This window comes from Streptomyces sp. NPDC021020 (assembly GCF_044333285.1).
Classification (GTDB): domain Bacteria; phylum Actinomycetota; class Actinomycetes; order Streptomycetales; family Streptomycetaceae; genus Actinacidiphila.
In genome coordinates, this window is the sequence record NZ_JBIRQQ010000006.1 from 546,558 (window position 1) to 565,156 (window position 18,599).

General features: G+C 75.5%; 17 protein-coding genes and 1 pseudogene. 6 read left to right on the plus strand and 12 right to left on the minus strand.

From position 1 onward, the window contains the following. Position 1: 1 nt before the first annotated feature. On the plus strand, positions 2-835 hold the full coding sequence (locus ACH4SL_RS21135) for a maleylpyruvate isomerase family mycothiol-dependent enzyme (protein WP_398447655.1): 834 nt from the start codon (positions 2-4) through the stop codon (positions 833-835). Here ACH4SL_RS21135 and ACH4SL_RS21140 read toward each other — a convergent pair. The 6 genes from ACH4SL_RS21140 to ACH4SL_RS21165 form a co-directional block, all read right to left on the minus strand. Then, positions 822-1,784: an FAD-dependent oxidoreductase gene (locus ACH4SL_RS21140; RefSeq protein ID WP_398447657.1), complete on the minus strand. Its 963-nt coding sequence runs from the start codon at positions 1,782-1,784 to the stop codon at positions 822-824. The two genes, ACH4SL_RS21135 and ACH4SL_RS21140, sit on opposite strands and share 14 nt — an antisense overlap. 126 nt (positions 1,785-1,910) lie before the next feature. Next, on the minus strand, positions 1,911-2,348 hold the full coding sequence (locus ACH4SL_RS21145) for an ATP-binding protein (protein ID WP_398447659.1): 438 nt from the start codon (positions 2,346-2,348) through the stop codon (positions 1,911-1,913). Between the two features lie 167 nt (positions 2,349-2,515). Then, positions 2,516-3,772, minus strand: a complete 1,257-nt coding sequence (locus ACH4SL_RS21150; RefSeq protein WP_398447661.1) for a helix-turn-helix domain-containing protein — start codon at positions 3,770-3,772, stop codon at positions 2,516-2,518. Between the two features lie 106 nt (positions 3,773-3,878). Beyond that, a complete protein-coding gene (locus ACH4SL_RS21155; protein ID WP_398447663.1) occupies positions 3,879-4,421 on the minus strand; it encodes a GNAT family N-acetyltransferase in 543 nt (180 codons plus the stop codon). Positions 4,422-4,455: 34 nt separating this feature from the next. Continuing rightward, the gene (locus tag ACH4SL_RS21160) at positions 4,456-5,223 is read right to left on the minus strand and encodes a GntR family transcriptional regulator (RefSeq protein ID WP_398447665.1); all 768 of its coding nucleotides are present in this window, start codon (positions 5,221-5,223) and stop codon (positions 4,456-4,458) included. Position 5,224: 1 nt separating this feature from the next. Next, positions 5,225-5,764 carry a GntR family transcriptional regulator gene (locus ACH4SL_RS21165; protein WP_398447667.1) on the minus strand — a complete coding sequence of 180 codons (540 nt, stop codon included), beginning with the start codon at positions 5,762-5,764 and terminating at the stop codon, positions 5,225-5,227. 218 nt (positions 5,765-5,982) lie between these two features. Here ACH4SL_RS21165 and ACH4SL_RS21170 point away from each other — a divergent pair. Then, positions 5,983-6,261 (plus strand): annotated as a pseudogene (locus ACH4SL_RS21170) (ATP-binding protein); the annotation flags it as partial. A 240-nt stretch (positions 6,262-6,501) separates the two neighbouring features. On the opposite strand, the gene ACH4SL_RS21175 reads toward ACH4SL_RS21170, so the two are convergent. Then, positions 6,502-7,227 carry a dienelactone hydrolase family protein gene (locus tag ACH4SL_RS21175; protein WP_398447669.1) on the minus strand — a complete coding sequence of 242 codons (726 nt, stop codon included), beginning with the start codon at positions 7,225-7,227 and terminating at the stop codon, positions 6,502-6,504. A 219-nt stretch (positions 7,228-7,446) separates the two neighbouring features. Here ACH4SL_RS21175 and ACH4SL_RS21180 point away from each other — a divergent pair, with 219 nt between their 5' ends. Next, positions 7,447-8,184 (plus strand): dienelactone hydrolase family protein, encoded by a 738-nt coding sequence (locus tag ACH4SL_RS21180; RefSeq protein WP_398447671.1) that lies wholly within the window; start codon positions 7,447-7,449, stop codon positions 8,182-8,184. Between the two features lie 55 nt (positions 8,185-8,239). Here ACH4SL_RS21180 and ACH4SL_RS21185 read toward each other — a convergent pair whose 3' ends face one another. Further along, positions 8,240-9,172, minus strand: coding sequence for an NADP-dependent oxidoreductase (locus ACH4SL_RS21185; RefSeq protein ID WP_398447823.1), 933 nt, complete (start codon positions 9,170-9,172; stop codon positions 8,240-8,242). A 156-nt stretch (positions 9,173-9,328) separates the two neighbouring features. Between ACH4SL_RS21185 and ACH4SL_RS21190 the strand changes: the two genes are divergently transcribed. Continuing rightward, entirely contained in the window at positions 9,329-9,724 is a 396-nt protein-coding gene (locus ACH4SL_RS21190) for a winged helix-turn-helix transcriptional regulator (protein ID WP_398447673.1), read from the plus strand. On the opposite strand, the gene hemC is transcribed toward ACH4SL_RS21190, so the two are convergent. From hemC to ACH4SL_RS21205, 3 genes are all read right to left on the minus strand, one after another. After that, entirely contained in the window at positions 9,721-10,662 is a 942-nt protein-coding gene (hemC, locus tag ACH4SL_RS21195; protein ID WP_398447675.1) for a hydroxymethylbilane synthase, read from the minus strand. The two genes, ACH4SL_RS21190 and hemC, sit on opposite strands and share 4 nt — an antisense overlap. A gap of 394 nt (positions 10,663-11,056) precedes the next feature. After that, positions 11,057-11,611 carry a DUF1707 domain-containing protein gene (locus ACH4SL_RS21200; protein ID WP_398447677.1) on the minus strand — a complete coding sequence of 185 codons (555 nt, stop codon included), beginning with the start codon at positions 11,609-11,611 and terminating at the stop codon, positions 11,057-11,059. 276 nt (positions 11,612-11,887) lie between these two features. Further along, the gene (locus tag ACH4SL_RS21205) at positions 11,888-12,862 is read right to left on the minus strand and encodes an alpha/beta fold hydrolase (protein WP_398447679.1); all 975 of its coding nucleotides are present in this window, start codon (positions 12,860-12,862) and stop codon (positions 11,888-11,890) included. A gap of 211 nt (positions 12,863-13,073) precedes the next feature. Here ACH4SL_RS21205 and ACH4SL_RS21210 point away from each other — a divergent pair, with 211 nt between their 5' ends. Together ACH4SL_RS21210 and ACH4SL_RS21215 are read left to right on the plus strand one after the other, a co-directional pair. Beyond that, positions 13,074-13,490 (plus strand): ASCH domain-containing protein, encoded by a 417-nt coding sequence (locus tag ACH4SL_RS21210; RefSeq protein WP_398447681.1) that lies wholly within the window; start codon positions 13,074-13,076, stop codon positions 13,488-13,490. A 175-nt stretch (positions 13,491-13,665) separates the two neighbouring features. Then, positions 13,666-14,928 carry a PQQ-binding-like beta-propeller repeat protein gene (locus ACH4SL_RS21215; protein ID WP_398447683.1) on the plus strand — a complete coding sequence of 421 codons (1,263 nt, stop codon included), beginning with the start codon at positions 13,666-13,668 and terminating at the stop codon, positions 14,926-14,928. 86 nt (positions 14,929-15,014) lie between these two features. Here ACH4SL_RS21215 and ACH4SL_RS21220 read toward each other — a convergent pair whose 3' ends face one another. Continuing rightward, positions 15,015-18,488 carry a phosphodiester glycosidase family protein gene (locus ACH4SL_RS21220; RefSeq protein ID WP_398447685.1) on the minus strand — a complete coding sequence of 1,158 codons (3,474 nt, stop codon included), beginning with the start codon at positions 18,486-18,488 and terminating at the stop codon, positions 15,015-15,017. Between the last annotated feature and the right edge of the window lie 111 nt (positions 18,489-18,599).

Genomic DNA, 18,599 nt, shown 5'->3' on the forward strand with positions numbered 1-18,599 from the left:
CATGAGCACCGACTCCCCGACCCCGACCGCGTCCGGCGCCGCCGCCGACGTTCTGGCCGCCGCCGTCCACGACGCGGCCGACCGTACCGCCGAGCTGCTGCGGGCCGCGCCCGGGCCCGGGGTGCGCATACCGCGCTCGGCGTGGACGGTCGGGGAGGCGGCGGCGCACCTCGTGCTCGCGAACCGCCTGATGGCCGGGCTCGCGGCGGGGGAGGCCCACGGGACGTACGGCGACGGCACCCCCGGCGGGCTCGCGGCCGCCAACACCGCGGCCCTCGCGGCCTACCCGGAGCGGGACCCGGACGTACTCGCCGAGGCCGTCGCCACCTCCGCGCGCGCCTTCACCGCCGCGTCCGCCGCCCGCCCCGCGTCCACCCCCGCCGACACGCCCATGGGCCCGATGGACCTCGCGACCTTCGGCTCGTACCTGCTCACGCACATCCTCGGCCACGGCTACGACATCGCGGTGGCCCTGCGCCGCCCCCACATGCTCACCCCGGCGAACGCCGCCCTGACCGTGCCCTTCCTCCGTACGGCCATGCCCCGCGTGGTCGACGCGCGCACGGCCGCGGGCCACACCGCCTGCTACCGCCTGCGCCTGCGCGGCGCCGGGGCCGCGCCCTTCGCGGTGACCTTCGCGTCGGGGGAGGCCGCCGTCAGCGACGAGCCGCCGCGCCGCCCGGACTGCACGATCACGACCGAGCCGGTGACGTTCGTGCTCCTCGCGCTGGGCCGCCGGACGCCCCTCGCGGCCGCAGCCCGCGGGGCGATCGTCCCGACCGGGCCGCGCCCGTGGCTGGCGCCGCGCTTCCCGGGCCTGTTCACGGCGCCGTGAGGACGGCGAGTTCGTCCGCGACCTGGGCGGCGCAGCCCCAGGAGAGGGTGACGCCCGCGCCGCCGTGCCCGTAGTTGTGCACGACGGTCCGGCCGCCCGCGCGGACCTCGGCCTCCACCCGGACGGTGGCCCGGGTCGGCCGGGCGCCGATGCGGTGCTCCAGGACGCGGGCGTCGGCGAGGCGCGGCTCGACGGCGGCGCAGCGGCGCAGGATCGCCGCGGCGGCGTCCGGGTCGGGGTCGAGGTCCTCGCGCCCGGCGAGCGCGGTGCCGCCGAGGACGACGATGTCGCCGTGCGGGAAGATGCACAGCAGGTCGGCGGAGGTGCCGGTGTCCTCCGAAAAGCACTCCGTGAGGCCCGGGTTGGAGACGACGACGTGCTGGCCGCGGGTCGGCCGCAGACCGGGGTCGGCGGCGAGGCGGCGGGCGCCGAGCCCGGTGCAGTTGACGACGGCCGGCCCGAGGTCCGGGTCGTCGAGGTCGGCCACGCTGCCCTTCTCGACGGCCGCGCCGCTCGCGCGCAGCCGCGCCCGCAGGTAGCCGAGGTAGGCGGGCATGTCGACGAGCGGCACCTCGAAGCGGTAGCCCGAGCTGAAACCGGCCGGGAGCGTCCCGGGCTCGCACGGCCGGAAACCGGGCAGCGCCCCGGCCCAGTCCGGCGCCGCCCCGCCCCGCCGCGACGCCTCCACGGCGGGCGCGATCCGCACCCCCGTCCCCGGCTGCGCGGCCAGCCCCCGGAAGACCTCCAGCGAACGCCGCCCCCACCGGTCGACGTCCCCCCTGGGCTCGACCAGGTACGGCCCCCACATCGCCCCCGCGGCGAGCGACGTCCGCCCCGGTATCTCCTCGGCGACGACCCGCACCCGCCTCCCACCCTCCGCGAGGACAACGGCAGTGGTCAGACCGATGACCCCGGCCCCGACGACGGTGACGTACCCAGAGTTGGCCACAGCAACGACCCTAGCCGCCGGGGCCCGCCCGGACGGAGTGCCCGACCGGCCAAGATCTCGGGCCCACCGGCTACGCGCGGGTCGGCTACGCGCGGGGCGGAAGGGAGCAACACCGCGCCCGGCGACCTACGGCACGGGCTCCGTGCACAGCGCCCAGACCGCCTTCCCGGGCCCGCTGCGGCAACTCACCCCCCACTGACCGCCGGTGAGCGCGTCCACCAGGCCCAGGCCACGGCCCGACTCCTCGTCTTCCGCGGCCCGCCTGCGCTCCGGCCGGGTGGCACCGGCGTCGTGCACCTCGATGCGGACGCCGGACTCCAGCCGCTCCAGCCGCGTCGCGATCAGATGGCCGTACGGCGGGTGCGCGTGCGTGATCGCGTTGGTGACCAGCTCGGACACGATCAGCTCCGCGCTGTCGGTGAGCTGGGTGAGCTCCCAGGCGGCGAGTTGGCGGACGAGGAACCGGCGCGCCCGACCCACCGTCCGCGGGGCGGGCGGCCACAGTTTCTCTGCGACGAGGCGGCTCTCCCCGCCGGGCCCGGCGGGCGTCACGGGAATCACCACGCGGGCCCCCGGAGTACGTGTCGGGGACGGTTAGGCTCGTGCATGTCGGCGCTCCTCAACGGCGTTGACCACGCCCCCGGGCCGGTCGCACGGCCGCGGGGGTCCTTCGGGTCAACGACGCTACGAGCGGGCGCCGCGGGGCGGGGGCACAGATTGTGTCCCCTCGGTCACGCTGCGAGGACGCCCAGCTTCACCGCGAGCCGGGCGGCCCGCCTGCGGCGTGCGGGGTCCCGCGACTCCGTCTCCTCCAGCACGATCCGCTTCGCGTACCCGTTGTACTTGATCGTCTCGGGGGCCGCCTCGTGCGCCTTGTCCAGGGTCGCCAGGGCCACGTCCGGCTGGCCGTCCAGGTGGTAGCCGCGGGCCTCCTCGATACGGTGCCGGGCGCGGCGCGGGCGGGAGGGGATGGTCGTGGCCTCCGCCGCGGCCGCCTGGCGTACGGACTCGCCACCCGCGTGGAGTTCGACCGCCACGGTGACGGCGTGCGCGCCCATGATGGCGCGCGAGAAGGACGTGACGGGGTCGTAGTAACCGGCAGGGAGGCGTTCCGCCATCGCCCGGGCCCGGTCCCAGTAGCGCCACGCCGTACCCGTGTCCCCGCGGCGCGCGGAGGTGTAACCGGCCTCGAACGTCAGCGCACCCGCGATGGCCAGCACGTCGTCCGGCGCGTCCGGCAGCAGCGGCGTCAGGTACTCCAGGCTGCGCAGGTTCACGGCGTCCGCCGCGTCGAAGTGGGCGGGGCCCGTGTCCCGGTGGGCCTGGGCGGCGAGCCACGCCGCCGTGCCGATGGCGCGCGGGTCCGCGCTCTCCTGCGCGGCGACCAGGCCGCGTTCGGCGACCCGCCACAGCAGGGCGGCGTCCGGCTGGTACGCCACGAAGAACTGGCACAGCGAGTACGTCTCGCTGAGCAGCGCCTGCGCCGCGCGGCGCTCCGCCGACCCGTCCGACTGCCGTACCGCCGCCTGTGCGTCACGGATCAGGTCCGGCAGCAGGGCACCCAGCACCTCGCGGTGGTTGGGCGCGCTGTGCCGCGCGGCCCACGCGTGGTCCAGCCGCGCCCGCAGATGCGCCACCGGCGCCGCCGCCTCGTCGGGCCCGACCGGGTAGGCGTCCACCGCCGCCCGGACCGCGGAGAGCCGCGGATGCCCCGGACCCGCGAACAGGGCCACGTTCATGGACCGGCTGCCGGTCAGCTCGGCCAGATCCCGCACCCGCAGCACCTCGGCGATCCGCAGGATGACGTCGAGCTTCGGCGTCTTGAGCCGCCCGCTCTCCACGCCCTTCACCCACGATCCCGACCGCCCCACGAGGCCGCCGAGTTGCTCCCGGGTGATGCCCTTGCGCGTGCGCAGTATCTGCAGCCGCTGCCCGAAGACCAGCGGATCGGCGTACGGGTCCGGCGTACCGTCGTCAGAAGGGACCATGGCCCTGCCTCCTCGCGGCGAAGTCACTGCCAGCGTACGGCGCGTGGCCGCTTTCGCGGGGGCACGTGGCCGTTGGCCCGCCGTGTCACCCGGCGGCGGGACCCGCTCACGGACCCGTGCGCCCCTCGGGCGACACGAAGCACAGCGCGTCCACCTCGCCGCTCGCGAACCGGTGCACCGCGGGGCCGAGTTCGGTCCAGCCCAGGCGCCGGTAGAGGCGGATCGCCGCGGCGTCCTTCGTCAGGACGTCGAGCACGAGCCGCACCCCGCGCGCCCGCGCGTCCGCGGTGGCCGCCTCCACCAGGGCGGTCCCGGCCGCGAGTCCGCGGGCCTCGGGGACGACGAAGAACCGTGCGAGGACGCCCACTTGACCAGGGTCGGATCCGCTCCGCTCCACCCACATCCGCACGGCCACCTCGCCCGCGCCGCCCCGCCCGAAGGCCACATGCCCGACGACCCGCCCGTCCACCTCCGCCACCCACGCCCCCACCATCCGGGGAGGGCTGAGCCACCCCACCGGGTCGCTCACGCCCTCCACCGGATAGCCGTCCGTCACGTGCACGACGGCGAGCCCGGCGGCCGCCTCGGCGAGGTCGTCGTCCCGCCGGACGCGGACGAGGACGCCGGGTGGGGTGGTGGGCTGGTTCACGAAATCTCCCTGGGGGCCGGAGGGGTGGGTCGGGTCAGGCGAACGCGTATTCCAGCTCGTAGAGGTGGCCCGCCTTGACCAGGACGCTTGCCTCGACGGGCCGTTCGGCGCCGTCCAGGACTACCCGGAAGGTGCGCAGGACGGGGAGGTCGGTCGGGAGGAGGAGGGCCCCGTACTGCTCCTGGGTGGGGATGCGGGCCGAGACGCGGTCGAGGGTGCGAGCGGGTGCGTGGCCGAGGCCGGCGAGGAGTGCCGCCGCGCCGCCGCGGATCTTGCGAGGCACGGACAGGGCGGTGTCGCGGGCGAGGTCGGCGGGGTAGTACGCCCGCACCAGCTCTGCCGGTTCGCCGTCGTAGGAGAGCAGTTGGCGGCGGAGGAAGGCGGTGCCGTCCGCGTCCAGCCGCAGGGCTGCCGCCACTTCCGCGGGCGGGGTGACCTCGGCGACCTCCAGAAGGTCGATCGCCGCGCGCCTGCCCTTCGCGGCGGCGGCCGTCAGCAGCGGGTACGGCTCTCCTGCCGCGGCGGGCAGCCCGGTGTCCGCCGGGCGCACGGTCTCCTGCCGGTGCTCCCGGACCGTGACCGCGGCCCCTGCCCGGCCGACGACCAGCCGCTCGTCCTTGAGGAGTTGAAGGGCCTTCTGCACGGTGGCGTTCGACGCGTCGAACCGGTCCTTCAGCCGCTGCGTCGAGGGCAGGGCATCACCCGGGGCGAGATCGCCGGACATGATCTCGTCGCGGAGGTCCGCCGCGATGCGCTCGTGCAGCGGACGGCGGTCGACGGCCGTTTCCTCAGCCTTGGGCATGTCAGCCGATCCTCATGTCGTAACGGAGCCGCTGGCCCGCGGCGCGGAAGACGGAGACGTCCACCTGGTAGGCGCGGGTCGCGTCCCGCGTCACCCGGACCATGCACAGGACGGGCTCGCCCGGGGCGAGTTGGAGGGCGGCGCGCTCCTCGGGGGCGGCGAGCCGGGCGTACACCTCCTCGTGGACGCGCCGCGGCTCGTACCCCCGGGAGGCCAGGTACGTCACCGCGCCGCCCGGGATCTTCGCCTTCCCGGCGAGCGGGGTGCCGCGGGCCACGTCCACCGGGTAGTACGTGTCGGTCAGCTCGACCGGTGTGCCGTCCAGCAGCATCACCCGCCGCCGTACGGCCACGGCCTCCCCCTCGGCCACCCCGAGCCCCGCCGCGGCCTCGGGCGGCGCGGGCACCTCACCGGCGGCGACGATGCGCTGGCCGCCACGCCCGCCGCGCTGCCGCGCCTCCTCGCTCCACGCGTCCGCCTGCCCCGCGCGCCGGGGCACCACGTAGGGCGCCGACGTGCTCACCCAGTCTCCGCCGGTCACGGCGCATGTCCTCCCTCGTGGTCCCGCGCTCTCGCACCTTTGGTCGAAGCTTGCCGCTTTATACGGTAAGCGATCAACCGCCGAAGAGTATCTTGCTGCTATTCGCGAAAGATGATACGGCCTGCATGGTCCGGCGAGCTGCCGGAACAGCCCCGTACCGACGCCCGTGAGGAGCACCGCGCACAGGACGAGGACTTGCCCGGCGTCGTCGTGCGGACATGGCCGCACGGCCCCGTTCGGTGAGCCGCGCCCGGCACCTCCTCGTCGGCACCCTCGCCACGTGGGGCCTGCCCCACCTCGCGGACGGTGCCGCTCTGGTCGTGTCGGAACTCGTCACCAACAGCGTCCGCCACGCCAGGCTGCCTCGCGGTCGGCTGATCAAGACCCGCTTCGAACGCCTCGGCGCCGGAGTCCGTATCGAGGTCCACGACGCGGCCGACAGCAGGCCCGAACTGCACTCGGCCGCGCCCGACGCGGAAGCGGGGCGCGGCCTGGCGTTGGTGGACGTGATCACGTCGGGGCGGTGGGGCGTGAGCGAGCGGGGCGGGGTCGGCAAGCTGGTGTGGGCGGTGTGCGGGGACGCCGACGCGGCTGACGGCCCGGCGGAGACACGAGCCGCGGCCTCCGTGTGCCGGGTGAGGGGATCCTGGATCGGTGGTGTCCCGGTCGAGTCTGGCCGGCAGACCGTCCAGGCATCGCGGCGGTCAGCGCGGGCGCCCGAGCGTGGACTGGCCGGATCACTCCCGCACGGGCAGGCACTCGGCGAGGAGGTCGAGGACGTCGCGCCAGGCTCGCTGCGCGTGCCGGGGGTGGTGGCCGACGCCGGGGACCGTGGGATGGTCGACCGGCGGGTGGTGGAAGGCGTGCAGGGCGCCGCCGTAGACCGTGAGGCGCCAGTCGATGCCCGCGGCCTGCATCTCGGCGGTGAACGCGTCCCGTTGCGCGGGCGGCATGATCGGGTCTTCCGACCCGACCCCGGCCCACACCGGGCAGCGGATGCGCGCGGCCTCGCCCGGACGGCCCGTGGTGGTCGCGTTGACCGTGCCGATCGCGCGCAGGTCGGCGCCGTCGCGCCCGAGTTCCAGCCCGATGGCGCCCCCGGTGCCGTAGCCGACGGCGGCGATCCGGTCGGGGTCGGTGCGCGGTTCGGCGCGCAGCACGTCGAGCGCCGCACGGCCGATGTCCCGCATGCGGTCCGGGTCGGCGAGCAGGGGCATGCAACGGGCCAGCATTTCTTCGGGTTCACCCAGGTAGCGGCCGCCGTGCAGGTCGAAGGCCAGTGCCACGTAGCCCAGTTCGGCGAGCGCATCGGCCCGGCGGCGTTCGACGTCGCTGAGGCCCATGCCCTCCGGCCCGATCAGCACCGCCGGCCGACGGTTGGTGCCGGCCGGGAGCGCGAGGTGCCCGATCATCGTCAAGCCGTCGGCCGGGTATTCGACCGTACGCGTCGCAATCGTCGTCATGGGACCGGACCGTAGTGAGCACCGCGCCCGGTCGGGCCGCTGTTCACCGCGGGCGGAAGAGCGCGGGGCCGACCGGCCGCTACGGTGGGGCCATGACTACCGGGACGGCCTCGCGCCACGCACAGATCGGTGACCCGGTGCTCCGCTGAGCGCCGTACGGGCTCCGCCCCCCGTCGTGTTGATCCGCGCTCGAACACATCAACCACGACAGGAGAGTTCATGCCCAGCAGGACAGTGCACATCCCCACCGCGGACGGCCGCGCCGACGCGTTCGCCGCCTTCCCCGACGACGGGGAGCGGCACCCGGGGGTGCTGATGTACCCGGACGGCTTCGGAATCCGGCCCGTGGTGCGGGAGATGGCCCGCGAGCTGGCCGGGCACGGCTACTACGTGCTCGCGCCCAACGTCTTCTACCGGCACGGCCCCGCACCGGTCATCGAGCTTCCCGCGTTCATCGGGGACGAGGCCCGGCCCGGGATCTTCGCCGAGCTGATGCCCGTGATCGAGGCGCACACCACCGCACGGGTGCTGAGCGACGCCGACGCCTACCTCGGCTTCCTCTCCGCCCAACCCCAGGTCGGTGAGGGGCCGTTCGGGGTGACCGGCTACTGCATCGGCGGCCTCTACGCGATGCGTACGGCCGCGGCCCACCCCGGCCGGGTGGCGGCCGTCGCCGCCTTCCACGCCCCGGTGGGCGCCGCCGGGCCCGCCGTCTTCGCGCAGCTCCGCGCCGAGGCGCATCTCGGCCACGCCGAGGGCGACCTGACGCCCGAAGCACTCGCCGCCCTCAACGGCGCCCTGGATGCCGCGGGCGTCACCCACACCTCCGAGATCTACCCCGGCACGACCCACGGCTTCACGATGTCCGACACCGACGCCTTCAGCCCCGCCGGGCTGGAACGCCACTGGGACCGCTTGCTCCCGCTGCTGGGTCGCGCCCTGGGCGGCTCCGCGTAGTCGCGGGACCGCCTTCGCCCGGGCGGGGGACGGCCCACGTCCCGAGGCCGGTTGCTCAGAGCGTGAGGACGATCTTCCCCGTCACCCGGCCCGTCTCGCTCAACTCGTGGGCCTTCGCGGCCTCTTCCAGGGGGAGGGCCTGGTCGACGGTCACGTGCAGGGAGCCGGAGTCGGCCAGGGCGGCGATTTGCTCCAGGTCGGGGCCGGAGGGGGTGAAGCCGAGTTCGGTGAAGCGGATGCCGCGGGCGGCGGCTTGGGCGCGGGTTGCCGTGCGGTCGGGGCCGGTGCCGCGGACGTCGACGAGGTGGCCGCCGGGGGTGAGGGTGGGGAGGGAGCGGGGGCCGTAGGTGTCGCTGATCGGGTCGAGGACGATGTCGACGTCGTGGACGGCGGTGGCGAAGTCGGTCGTCGTGTAGTCGACGAGTTCGTCGGCGCCGAGGTCGCGCAGGAAGGCGTGCTTGGCCGCGCGGGCGGTGCCGATGACGTACGCGCCGCGGGACTTGGCGATCTGGACGGCGAGGTGGCCGATGCCGCCCGCCGCGGCGTGGACGAGCACGCGGTGGCCCGGGCGGACGTCGGCGGTGCGGACGAGGGCCTGCCACGCGGTGAGGGCGGTGACGGGGAGGGCGGCGGCGTGGACGGGGTCGAGGGACGCGGGGCGGGGGGCGAGCGCGTCCGCCGACACCGCGGCGTACTCCGCGTAGGCGCCGCCCGGCGGGAAGGCGACGCCGTACACCTCGTCGCCGGGGCGGACCCGGGTGACGCCCGCGCCGACCGCCTCGACCGTGCCGGACAGGTCGAGCCCGAGGGTGAAGGGCGGTTCGCCGAGCCGCCGGATCGCGCCGGAGCGGATCTTCCAGTCGGCCGGGTTCACCCCGGCGGCGTGTACGCGGACGAGTGCCTGGCCCGGACCGGGGACGGGGCGCGGGATCGCGACGACCTCCAGGACGTCGGGGCCGCCGTAGCGGCGCTGGCTCACCGCACGCATCTGAGCAGGCATCTGCACGTTCTCCCGGGCTCGTTGGGTGGTGGTCACCGCGGTGGTCACCGTGGCGGTCGCAGTGGTGATCACCGTGGTGGTCACATCCAACGACGACCCGGTACCTCTTGTGAAGAAGGCACCTGATTGATATCCAGGTACCTCATGGAAACCATGCAGGACTCGATCTACCGGCGGGACTGCCCCTCGCGCACCGTCGTCGAGGCGCTCGCCAACAAGTGGGTGCTGTACGTCCTCGCGGCCCTGCGCCGCTACGACCGCCCGATGCGCTTCAGCGAGCTGCGGCGGCTGCTGGACGGGATCACCCAGAAGATGCTGACGCAGACGCTGCGTTCGCTGGAGCGCGACGGCCTCGTGCGGCGCACCGTCTACCCGACCGTGCCGCCCCGGGTGGAATACGGGCTCACCGAACTCGGCGTCGAGGCCGGGAAATTGACCAGCGCGATCAGCGCGTGGTCGGTGGAGCACGCGCGGCAGATCCACTCCGCGCGCAAGGACTTCGACGAGCGCGCCGCGATGCCGCCGCAGCCCCTTCCCTAGGGACGGGAGGCCGCCCGCGCCGCGTCCAGGAGTGCGTGGGCGCCCTGCGCGACAAGATCCGCCGCCACGGCGCGGCCGAGGGCTTCGGGGGATTCGGCGGCGTTGGTGCGGCGGGCCGTGAGCTGGGTCGCGCCGTCCAGGGAGCTGACCTGGGCGAGGAGGGTGAGTTCGCCGTCCGGGAGGAGCGAGGCGTACGCCCCGACGGGGACGCTGCATCCGCCGTGCAGCTCGGCCAGCAGCGCGCGTTCGGCCCGTACGGCCGCGTCGGCGGCGGGGTCGGCCGTCGTGGCGAGGAGGGCGCGCAGCGGCGCGGAGGCCTCGTCCGCGCGGACCTGGATGCCGAGCGCGCCCTGGCCGGGGCTCGGCGGGAAGAGGTCGAGGGGCAGCAGCTCGCCGATCGCGTCGTCGAGGCCGAGGCGGCGCAGGCCCGCGGCGGCGAGGACGACCGCGTCCAGGCCCTCCGTCTCGATCTTGCGCAGCCGCGGCGGTACGTTCCCGCGGATCGGGACGATCTCGATGTCCGGCCGCACCGCGCGCAGTTGGGCGGCGCGCCGGGCCGCCCCCGTACCGACCCGGGCGCCCTTGCGCAGCCCCGCGAGGGTCGCCCCGCACAGCGCGTCGCGCACGTCCTCCCGGCCGGGCGGCGCCATCAGCGCGAGCCCTTCGGGTACGGCCGTGGGCAGGTCCTTCAGCGAGTGGACGACGATGTCCACCTCGCCGCCCGCGAGCGCCGCCTCCTGCGCGCTGCTGAACGCGGAGCCGCCGCTGCCCGCGGAGACGTCCGCGAGGCCCGAGCGGCGGTCGCGGTCGCCGCCCTCCAGGATCACCCGGTGCGTGAACTCCGCGTCGGGGAAGCGCTCGCGCAGCGGCGCGAGGTACTGCCGCACCTGCGCCCGCGCGAGCTTGCTCGCGCGCGAGCCGACGAGATACCGGGCCATCGCGACCGCCTTCCGCCACGTCCGTCCGCCCGTCCGGACCGGGACCGGCCGGTCCTCCGAGCGTAGGCCGGGCGGCCGCGTGCTCATGCAGACAGCGGGTCGGCACCCGGGGGAACCCGCCCCGGGCGGCCCCCACTTCGGGGGCTGCCGCTCCGGGCGGTGCGGGCCCGCCCGCGGAGGTGGAGGGGCGGCGGATCGGAGGCGGGGCGGCGGGCTCAGCGGGCGGGCCGGGTCCCCCCGGAGGCGGGCTCGGCGGCGGGCCAGGGGCACCAGCGGAGTCGGGCTCAGCAGCGGGCCAAGAGCACCCGGGGGGAGGCGTACCCGGCGGCGGGCGGGCCGGACCGGCGGCGGGGCTCAGCACCTCGCAGGGTTGCGCACTCCAGCGGGAGGCGGCTCAGCGGCGGGCGTGGCGGATCTTGAGGCGGCCGAAGCCGACGACGCCGGACAGCCGGATGACCGGCGCCGTGGGCGAGGTGGTGGGACGGAGGCGGTAGCGCAGGTCCTTCCAGCCGGTCGTGAGGCCGTCGACCTCCACGATCGCGTCGCGCGGCACGATGATGCGCGCGCCGCCCGTGCCGAGGGCGAGCTCGAGGTCCAGGACGGGGTGCGGGAAGACCGCGCGGGAGAGGTCCAGCCGGACCTTGCCGAAGGCGGACTCGACCTTGAGCCTGCGGGGGAGCCGCCACGCGCCGCCGCGGCGGATCCGGCCGGTGGCGGCGGCGATGGTCACGGCGGACTCCTCGGGGCCGGGCGGCTCCGCCGGGAGGGAGGCGACGGCCGTCGCAAGGTCGGCGGGGGTCCGCGCGGTGAGGGCCCGGCCGAGGCGCTCGTCCATCTCCTCGTGCGTGAGGTGCTCGGCCGCGTACGCCTCCCGCAGCCGCCGGACGGCGGACTCGCGGTCGTCGTCGGTGAGGGGCGGCGGGGGCGTGTCGGCCGGGGGAGAGGTCACCGCCCCACGATAGGGGCAGCGCTCAGGCGGGCGGGAGGGCAGCGGCCGTCAGGACCGCGGCGCGCCCCCGCGGGCGGGAGGACCGCGGGGCGCGCTCGGCCAGCCGTCAGGACCGCGACGCGCTCGGGCGGCGTCAGGGCGGCGCGGCGCTGGGGCAGCCGTCAGGACCGCGACGCGCTCGGGCGGCGTCAGGGCCGTGCGGCGCTGGGGCAGCCGTCAGGATCACGGCGCGCTGAGGCAGCCGTCAGGGCCGCGGCCGTAAGGATCACGGGGCGCTCACGCGTCCGGGAGGGCCGCGAGCCACGTGGTCAGGAGGGCGTTGACCTCCGCGGGACGCTCCTGCTGGATCCAGTGGCCGCAGCCGTCGAGGAGATGGCTGGACACCAGGCCGGGGAGCGTCACCGGGAAGGCGTCGATCGCCTCGGACATCCAGGTCGTGGAGGCGTCCAGGGCGCCGCCCGCGAAGAAGGACGGCTGCCGCAGCGGCGCACCGTCGAGAGCCGCGAGGTCCTCCCAGTCGCGGTCCATGTTCCGGTAGCGGTTGAGCGCGCCGGTCAGCCCGGTGCGCTCGAACTCACCGGCGTAGACGTCGAGTTCGGCCTCGCCCAGCCACCCGGGCAGCGGGCCGTCCGGGAAGCGCTCGCGCATCGTGCCGCCGGGGCGGACGAAGTGCGGGTCGGGGGCGCCCGGTTGGGGCATCGTGTCGCCGGACAGGGCCGCGTAGAGCCCTGCGAGCCAGCCGCGCACGTCGGGCTCGATCTCGGCCTCGGCGCGGCCGGGCTGCTGGAAGTACGAGACGTAGAACTCCTCGTCCCCGCCCATCGAGGCGAAGATCTCGGACGGCCGCGGCCCGCCCCGCGGCGCGTACGGCACGCTCAGCAGCCCCACCGCGCGGAAGACGTCCGGGTGCAGCAGCGCCGCGCAGGCCGCGATGTTGGCGCCCCAGTCGTGCCCGACCACCACCGCGGGCTCCCCGCCCAGCGCGCGCACGACGGCGACCGCGTCCGCGGCCAGCTCCGTCATCCGGTACGCCTCCGGCTCGGCGGGCCGCGAGGACCGCCCGTAGCCGCGGACGTCCACGGCTGCCGCCCGGTAACCGGCGGCCGCGAGCGCGGGCAGTTGCGCCCGCCACGAATACCAGGACTCGGGGAAGCCGTGCACGAGCAGGACGAGCGGCCCCTCCCCCTGCTCCACGACGTGCACCCGCCCCGCGGGCGACGGGACGAACCGGTGGGTGAACTGCTGCTGCATGGCGCTCCTCCGGAAGGGGCGAGGGGACGGGCTCCGTCCACGATCATCCGCACCGGCACCCGCCCCACCAAGATCATTTGCCGATCCGGCAACCCGATCCGGCAACCCGGTCCGGCAACCCGGTCCGGCAACCCGACAACCCGGCCGCTCCCCTTACGCCCCGCGCGGAATCGCCTTGTGACCGCCGGACGCCCCTTCGTACGCTCGCCGTATGAGCGATCACGACGGACTGCCGGTGCTCGAACTCGCCTTCCCCGGACCGGAACGCGACCGCGGCGTGGCCGCGATCCGCAGCGGCGGGAAGACGGCCCTCACCGGCCTGAAGGAGATCTACGAGCACGCGGGCGAGGCGCTGCCGGCGGTCGGGCAGCGCTACTCCGTCGTCGACTCGGACGGCGCGCACGCCGTCACGATCGAGCTGGTGGAGGTGACGGTGCTGCCGATGGCGGAGGTCGGGGACGACTTCGCGCACGCCGAGGGCCGCGGCTACGCCGACGCGGCCGAGTGGCGGGCGGCGCACGTCGACTTCTTCACGAGCGAGGGCGTCCGCGACTTCCTGGGCCGCACCCCGGTCGTCGACGGCGACACGCTCGTGGTGGCCGAGCGCTTCCGGGTCGTCCCGGAGTAGCGCGCGGGGGTACGGGCCGGGTCCTGGGTGTCACACCGCCGTGATCACGGTCGCGGTTCGGTCCCGGTCCCGCACCGGGCAGGTCTCCGGACTGCCAGGTTGCCCCGCGGCGCGGCTAGCGTGCCCGGCGGACAAGCAGGGACCGTGCACGCTTCTACCGACCCCCGGGGGACAGATGAACCACTCCTACGGCGCCGCGCCCCGTTCCAGACCCACCCGGCGGCGGCTGCTCCGGCTCGCCGGTGGCGGCGCCGCCGCGGCGGTGCTCGGCGCGGGCGCGGCGGCCTGCGGGCCCGAGGACGCCGCGCCGGACGACGAGCGGGCCTCCGCCGGCCCGGCGAAGAGCGCGCCCGCCACGAAGGCACCCGGCAAGAGCCCGGGCAAGGGCGGCGCCCCCGCCCCCGCGTGGACGGCCACCGTGCCGATGCAGGCCGGCGGGGTCTACGACGAGCTCATGGCGCTCGACGGCTCCGCTCTCACCCTCGGCGACCCGCTCACGGCGTGGGACGCCGCGACCGGCGCCAAGCGGTGGTCGGCGGCCACCGCCGTCGTGCCCGGCGCGCGGCTGCTGCACGCGACCAGCGGCGCCGAAAGCACCGTCTACCTCGCGAGCGGCGACTTCGACGGCAGCGTCGCGGGCTTCGACTCCCGTACAGGCAAGGAGACGTGGCGCAGCCGCCTGGGCAAGGAGTACGACCAGCCGCAGCCGATCGCGGTGGACGGCCGGCAGGTCTACGTCACCGCCACGATCCTCCAGGACGGCGACCGGACACGCGGCAACGTCATCGCGGCGCTCGACGCCGCGTCCGGCCGGGTGGTGTGGAAGGAGCAGCGCGACCTCGGCACCGAGGAGAACGGCATCAACGCCGTCGTGCGGGGCAACCGCCTCGTCTACACCGACTTCAAGAAGAACCTCACCGTCCGCGACACCGCGACCGGCCACCAGGTGTGGACGCACAAGACGGCGAAGATCAACTACGACAGCTTCGCCGTCCACCAGGACCTGGTGGTCGTCGCGCAGCAGGGCGTCCTGAGCGCGTACGCGATCGCCGACGGTGCACAGAAGTGGTCGCTGGGGGCGGGGGAGTTCGCCTTCTTCAAGACCCCGGAGGTCATCGGGGACGTGCTCTACGTCGCGGACAGCGACCGCAACCTGTGGGCCGTGGACCCGGTCACCGGCAAGCAGGTCTTCAAGGCCACGGACCTGGCGGACCGGAGCGCGGGCATTCCGGTGCGGTTCGCGAAGTCCGGCGGCACCCTCCTCGGCGCGACCGACCTGGACGAGGGCGGCGGTGTGCACGCCTTCGACGCGGCGACCGGCGCCCTGCGCTGGACCTTCAACGACGGTTCGGGCGACTTCAAGGAGTGGCGCGTGGCGGCGGACGAGCGCTACGCCTACGCCCTGCACGGCCCGAAGCTGTACGCGCTGCCGGTATGAGCACCTGACCGCCCGGCCCCCGTACGCCGCAGCCGGGCCCCCGTACGCCCCGCGCCGGGCCGTGGCGCGGGGCGTACGGCCGCGCCTCAGCCCAGCGTGACCTTCGCCGAGGACGTCAGCCCGCCCGCGGCCACCGTCAGCGTGACCTCGCCCCTGGCGACCGCGGTGAGCGTGCCCGCCGCGAGGTCGAGGACGGCGAGGGTGCCGTGGCGGCGGCGCGCGGCCGCGGCCTCGGCGGAGGTGCGGGCCACCGCGAGGCCGCGGCTGCCGGACCACGTCACGCTCGCCGGGAAGCGCAGCGGGAAGCGCAGGCCGAACTCGCTGGTGATCCCGGTGGCGTTGACCTCCGCCGACGCGCCGCGGGCCAGTTTCGCCGGGGCGGCGAGTTCGATGCCGTCGATGAGCGGGCGGGATTCGGCGACCAGCCACTCGCGGGTGTCCGGGCTCGGCTCCCCGGCCCGTACGCGCGCCGGTCGCGGGTCGACGGCGACGTGCATCCAGCCGAAGAAGCCGCCCTGGTCGGGCGAGCTGTACGGGGTCTTGCCGACCGCCGGGGTGGTGATGTCGAGGACGCCGTCCGCACGCGTCACGGACGCGGTGTGCGCGTGGCCGGTGAAGAGCGCGACGGGCTTGCCGGACTGCTCGCGGAAGTCGGCGAGCCACTGCTGGAGCAGCCCCGCCTCCAGCTGGTCGGACAGCTGGGAGGCGCCCGCGCCGGACGGGTCGCTGAGCGGGTGGTGGAAGGACACGACGACGCCGGTCACCGAGCGGTCCTTCGCCGCCTTCGCCAACTCGGCCTGGAGCAGCGGCACCTGGTCCCAGTCGGAGGTGCGCATGTCGCCGGTGTGCGAGTCCAGCAGGATGAAGCGCACGCCCTTGTGGTCCATGACCTGCTTGTTGGGGCGGCCGGTCGCGGACAGGAAGGTGTCCAGGCCGCCGGTCGCCGACAGGCCCGCCTCGTGGTTGCCGGGCGTCCAGTAGACCGGCAGGCCCGCGGGCACGTGGTCGCGCAGCAGGCCGAGCGCGAGGTCGAAGTCGGCCTGCGTGTTGTTGTCGACGAAGTCGCCGTTGATCAGCACGAAGTCCGGCTTGCCGGCGACGAGTTGGCTGAGCGCCTTGACCGCCTGTCGCCCGGAGAAGGAGTCGAGCCCGGCGGCGGCGCTGATGTGCAGGTCGGAGAGCACCGCGAACGTCCAGCGCCGGTCGGGGAGTTCGCCCTGCTCGACGACGTACGGGTCTGGCTGCGGCGGCTCGGACGCGTCCGGCTCCTGCCCGACCTGCGCGGCGAGGGCGTCGAAGAGCAGCACGCCCGCGTTCTTGTTGGTCTGCGCGGTCTCGGCGATGTAGAGGCGGGCGAGCGTGACGGGGTCGGAGAAGCCGTCGGGGAGGTCGCCGACGACGCGCCGCCAGCCCGTCCAGTCCACGACGGTGGCGAAGGTGAAGGGCACGTTGGTGGTGCCCTGCGAGGAGAGCATCGCGCGCAGCCAGTGGCCCTTGCCGTCGCCGTTGACCCACAGCGCGAGCTTCTTGGTGCCCGGCGGCAGCGTGAGCGGTCCGGGCGCGGCCACCGCGTAGGCGGCCGAGGTGCTGGTCTGCCCGGTGAAGTCGTAGCTGAGCTGGAGCGCGTGGTTCCCGGCCGCGGCCCCCGGGCGGTCGTCGGCGGCGACCACCGCGACCGACGCCGTACCGCGCGCGGCCAGCGCCGTCCACTGCCCGGCCGTCTCGAACTCGCCGAGCGAGACGTCCACCAGGCCCACGGTGACCGGGAGTCGGGCCGTGACGCCCTGCGCGGTCGCGGTGAGCGTCGCCGTCCGGCCGCCGCCGTCCGCGGCGCCGGTGACGGTGAGCCCGGCGGCGGTCGCGGTGACGGTGAGGAGGGTCCTGTCGTAGTCGAGCGTGACGTCGCGCGGGGCCACGGGCGCGTCGAAGCCGTCCGCGTCGTAGCCGGTCAGGGCGACGGTGGCGGTCGCGCCCGGGTCGATGGTGACCGCGCGCTGCGTGAAGGCCAGCCGGTGCAGCTCGCCGAGGACCCGCAGTTCGGCCTCGCCGTCCGCCGCGCCCGCGTGGGCGCGCAGCACCCCGGCGCCGGAGCGGCGGGCGCGGAAGACGCCGCCGCTGACGGAGCCGAGCGAGCCGGGCTGCGCCGACCAGCCGACCTTGTGGCCGTCCGTCCCTGCCGGGCCCCACGCCTCGTCGTAACCGGCCACGGCGACGTCCACCGTGAGGCCCGGCACCACGCGGTCGGCCCGCGGGCGCACGTCCAGGCCGCGCAACTGCCCGGAGCCCGGGCGGGAGAAGAGGCCGACACCGTTCGGCACGGGCCGCTCGGCGCCGTCCGAGGGCGTGTTGACGACGCTCACGCCGCTGTCCCCGGCGCGGCGCGCGACGATCTCCGTCGAGCCGCCGCCGTCCAGCATGAAGGCCTCGTACGCGCCGAGCCTCGCCATCAGCACGGCCATGTCGTCGAAGCTCAGCCCCGCGGAGAAGTTCGCCCCGCCGTCCACGGCGACCAGCAGCAGCCGGTGGCCGCCCTGCGGCCAGCCCACCGCGGTGCGCGGCTTGGGCGCGTCGTTGCCGGTGCTCGGCGGGAAGTCCACCGCCCTGCCGGCCTGCACCAGCACCGCGCCGCTGCCCAGCGCCATCGCGAGCGCGCCGGGCGCGTCGCTCCTCGGCGCGAAGTCCACGCTCACCGCGTCGCCTTCGCGCACCGCGGCGAGTTGCGCGGCCGCCGTGCCGCGGCCCAGCACGACAAGTCCGTCCGCGGGCACGGGAGTCGACGTCAGCGCGGGATTCACGGCGCTCACCACACCGCCGCGCACGACGACTTCGGTGTACGGGCCCGGGTCCTGGAGCAGCGTGCGGTCCGCGGCGCCCCACAGCGGGGTGTAGACGGCCAGCGCGTCGGCGGGCACCGAAGGGGAGTTGAGCGCGGCGAGCGGACGCGTGGTGCCCGCGGCCGTGACCGTACCGGCGATCATCAGGTCCGCGAGCCGTGCGACCCGGTCGGCGCCGATCGCCATGACCGTCTGCGCGGTGCTCGTGCCCTTGCGCAGCTGCCCGCCCTTGATCTCCGGGCCCTCGGCCGCGTAGGTCTCGGTGATGTCGAAGTAGTCGCCGTTGACGGCGGCCACCGCGTGCTGCCCGTCCGCCGCGCCCTTGAGCTGCCGCGCGTGGCTCACCTCGGCCGCGACGAGGTCCACGGAAACCGACGCCGTGCCCAGGTCGGCGTTCAGCACGTGCGCGCGCAGCCAGCCCGTCCGCCCGAAGAGGTCGAAGGACGTCAGCACGATGCCGGGCGCGACCGGCCGGTCCACCCGCCCCGCGACGACCGACTCGCCGTCCACGGCCAGGTCGTACACCGGCGCCTTGAAGCGCCCGGGTTTCGCGCCCTTGCCCGCGGGGGTGCCCCGGCCCTGCGCGCCGCCGCCGTCCGCGTACGCCGGTGCCGCGCCGGTGGCGACCCCGCCCGCGACGAGGCCCGCCGCCACCGCCCCGGCGATCAGCCCGCGCCGGGTGACCTGCCCGCCCGCCGCTGCCGCGGGGTCCGTTTCCGTCGTCATGTCCCTGCTCGCATCCGTGTCCATGGCTGCTGACGCTAGGCGGTCGTACTTGCCCGGGAACGGAAGTCGGCGTGAACAGCTGACGGCACCGAGGTTCCGTCATTGTGCGGG

What these genes read in the sequence shown, in the direction of transcription:
- ACH4SL_RS21135 (WP_398447655.1), top strand. Translation starts at nt 2, where the DNA reads ATGAGCACCGACTCCCCGACCCCGACCGCGTCCGGCGCCGCCGCCGAC.
- ACH4SL_RS21150 (WP_398447661.1), bottom strand. Translation starts at nt 3,772, where the DNA reads ATGGTCCCTTCTGACGACGGTACGCCGGACCCGTACGCCGATCCGCTG.
- ACH4SL_RS21160 (WP_398447665.1), bottom strand. Translation starts at nt 5,223, where the DNA reads ATGCCCAAGGCTGAGGAAACGGCCGTCGACCGCCGTCCGCTGCACGAG.
- ACH4SL_RS21175 (WP_398447669.1), bottom strand. Translation starts at nt 7,227, where the DNA reads ATGACGACGATTGCGACGCGTACGGTCGAATACCCGGCCGACGGCTTG.
- ACH4SL_RS21180 (WP_398447671.1), top strand. Translation starts at nt 7,447, where the DNA reads ATGCCCAGCAGGACAGTGCACATCCCCACCGCGGACGGCCGCGCCGAC.
- ACH4SL_RS21185 (WP_398447823.1), bottom strand. Translation starts at nt 9,172, where the DNA reads ATGCGTGCGGTGAGCCAGCGCCGCTACGGCGGCCCCGACGTCCTGGAG.
- ACH4SL_RS21190 (WP_398447673.1), top strand. Translation starts at nt 9,329, where the DNA reads ATGGAAACCATGCAGGACTCGATCTACCGGCGGGACTGCCCCTCGCGC.
- hemC (WP_398447675.1), bottom strand. Translation starts at nt 10,662, where the DNA reads ATGGCCCGGTATCTCGTCGGCTCGCGCGCGAGCAAGCTCGCGCGGGCG.
- ACH4SL_RS21205 (WP_398447679.1), bottom strand. Translation starts at nt 12,862, where the DNA reads ATGCAGCAGCAGTTCACCCACCGGTTCGTCCCGTCGCCCGCGGGGCGG.
- ACH4SL_RS21210 (WP_398447681.1), top strand. Translation starts at nt 13,074, where the DNA reads ATGAGCGATCACGACGGACTGCCGGTGCTCGAACTCGCCTTCCCCGGA.
- ACH4SL_RS21215 (WP_398447683.1), top strand. Translation starts at nt 13,666, where the DNA reads ATGAACCACTCCTACGGCGCCGCGCCCCGTTCCAGACCCACCCGGCGG.
- ACH4SL_RS21220 (WP_398447685.1), bottom strand. Translation starts at nt 18,488, where the DNA reads ATGACGACGGAAACGGACCCCGCGGCAGCGGCGGGCGGGCAGGTCACC.